This is a genomic window from Collinsella aerofaciens (genome assembly GCF_039752775.1).
Lineage (GTDB): Bacteria > Actinomycetota > Coriobacteriia > Coriobacteriales > Coriobacteriaceae > Collinsella > Collinsella aerofaciens_R.
In genome coordinates this window covers 1-2,166 of record NZ_JBDMGT010000062.1, presented here as the reverse complement: position 1 = coordinate 2,166, position 2,166 = coordinate 1, and the positions used below count along the sequence as shown (strand labels likewise).

Below are 2,166 nucleotides of genomic sequence, written 5' to 3'. Positions count from 1 at the left end.
GCGCCGCTGACCGGTGGACGGCACCGAGCCGTACGCTTGAACTGAGAAGGGGGAGGCCTCGCGGCCTCCCCCTTTTTCGCGTTAAAGGCGGCATTCACTAAGCAATTAAATCAATCCAATCATCCACCGGTGAATATAGACGTTCACCGTTCTGTGGCCGGTTCTCTGTTCTCAATGGACTAATATTTGCTTTAGCGCGCTGATGCGCTTGTCCTGTTTTACACGGGTTGTTTTATTGATTGTGACGGAAGGACTCACATGGCAGATGTTCATGAGCTGCTTGATACTTGGATTGCCAATGTCAAGGACGAGGAGCTCCTCGCTGAGCTCAACACGATGAAGGAGCAGGGTGACGAAGACGCCATCACCGACGCTTTCTTCCAAGATCTCGCCTTCGGTACCGCCGGTCTACGTGGCACTATCGGTGCAGGCACTAACCGTATGAATATCTATACGGTTGGTCGCGCGACGCAGGGTTTTGCTGACTATCTCAATGCGACCTTCGAGCATCCGACGGTCGCCATCGCCCGCGATAGCCGCAATAAGGGCGAGCTGTTCGTTAAGACGACGGCTGCCATTCTTGCCGCAAACGGCGTGACTGCCCTCGTGTATCCCAAGATTTCTCCCGTGCCGACGCTCTCCTGGGCCGTCCGCGACCTTAAGTGCTCCGGTGGCATTTGCATGACCGCTAGTCATAATCCAGCGCCTTATAACGGCTATAAGGCCTATGGCCCCGACGGCTGCCAGATCACCAGCGAGGCCGCCGATGCAATTTCTAAGGCTATCGCCGAGACCGATACGTTTACCGGCGTGAAGTCCATGGACTTCGATGAGGCTCTTGAGCAGGGTCTGGTCAAATGGATCGACGACTCGTGCCTCGAGCGTTATTACGACGCCGTTCTCGCCCGCGGCGTGACCAACCTTTCTGCCGAGGAGATCGCTGGCGCTCCGCTTAAGCTCGTCTACACTCCGCTCAACGGCACCGGCCTCATTCCCGTCACGACGGTGCTCGAGCGCGCTGGCATCACCGATGTCACGGTTGTTCCCGAGCAGAAGGAACCTAACGGCGATTTCCCGACCTGCCCGTATCCTAACCCCGAGATCCGCCAGGCCATGCAGAAGGGCATTGACCTGTGCGAGCAGGTTCACCCTGATCTGCTGCTTGCAACCGATCCTGACGCCGATCGCGTTGGCGTTGCCGTTAAGAATAGCGATGACTATCTGCTGCTGACCGGCAATGAGATGGGCGTTCTGCTGCTCGACTATATCTGCAAGACCCGCGCTGCTCGCGGTGAGGACCTCACTAAGAAGGTTGCTGTCACTACTATCGTTTCTTCCGCCATGGTTGACGCTCTGGCCGACGAGTACGGTTTTGAGCTCCGTCGCTGCCTGACGGGCTTCAAGTACATCGGCGACATCATTACTTCTCTTTCCGATGCTGGCGAGGTCGATCGCTTTATCTTCGGTTTTGAGGAGAGCTACGGCTATCTGGCCGGCGACCACGTGCGCGACAAGGACGCCGTGAGCACTTCGCTTTTGATTTGCCAGATGGCGCAGTATTACAAGCTCCAGGGAAAGAACCTTGCCGACGCGATGCACGAGCTGTACGAGAAGTATGGCTACTATCACAACAAGACGATTTCGCTGAGCTATCCGGGTGCTGAGGGTGCGGCAAAGATGGCCGGCATCATGGCCGGTCTGCGCGAGAACCCGCCCGCGGAGCTCGCCGGTTCCAAGATTGAGGCCGTCGTTGATTACAACACCTGCGTGAACGGCCTGCCGAAGGCTAATGTTATTGAGTTCGATCTTGAGGGTGGCAACAAGGGTATTGTTCGTCCTTCCGGCACCGAGCCCAAGATTAAGCTGTACATCTTCGCTAAGGGCGCGGATGCCGCCGAGGCAGATGCAGCACTTGACGCGATTGAGGAGTCCGGTCGCAAGCTGCTGGCCTAAGGCTTTGAAAGCCTATTTCTTTAGATAGACGGAGGAGGGGATCTCGGAAACGAGGTCCCCTCTTTATTACTGGCAAATACAGCTGAGAATCCCAAACTGTGTAGGAAATGTGTACGACCAGATTCCCGCCCACGGCGCCCCTCCGGTCTGGCAATATATCTCCTTGCCGCGCGGCCCGGTCGGACCGGATCAGCCGCGGGGCGTGCACCTTGA

At 56.9% G+C, this 2,166-nt stretch carries 1 protein-coding gene; it reads left to right on the top strand.

Features of this window, described 5'->3' with window-relative positions:
* The first annotated feature begins 258 nt into the window (after nucleotides 1-258).
* Entirely contained in the window at nucleotides 259-1,953 is a 1,695-nt protein-coding gene (locus ABHR63_RS09930; protein ID WP_055310777.1) for a phospho-sugar mutase, read from the top strand.
* Nucleotides 1,954-2,166: the final 213 nt, after the last annotated feature.

Coding starts and splice junctions, on each gene's coding strand:
- ABHR63_RS09930 (WP_055310777.1), top strand. CDS start 259: ATGGCAGATGTTCATGAGCTGCTTGATACTTGGATTGCCAATGTCAAG.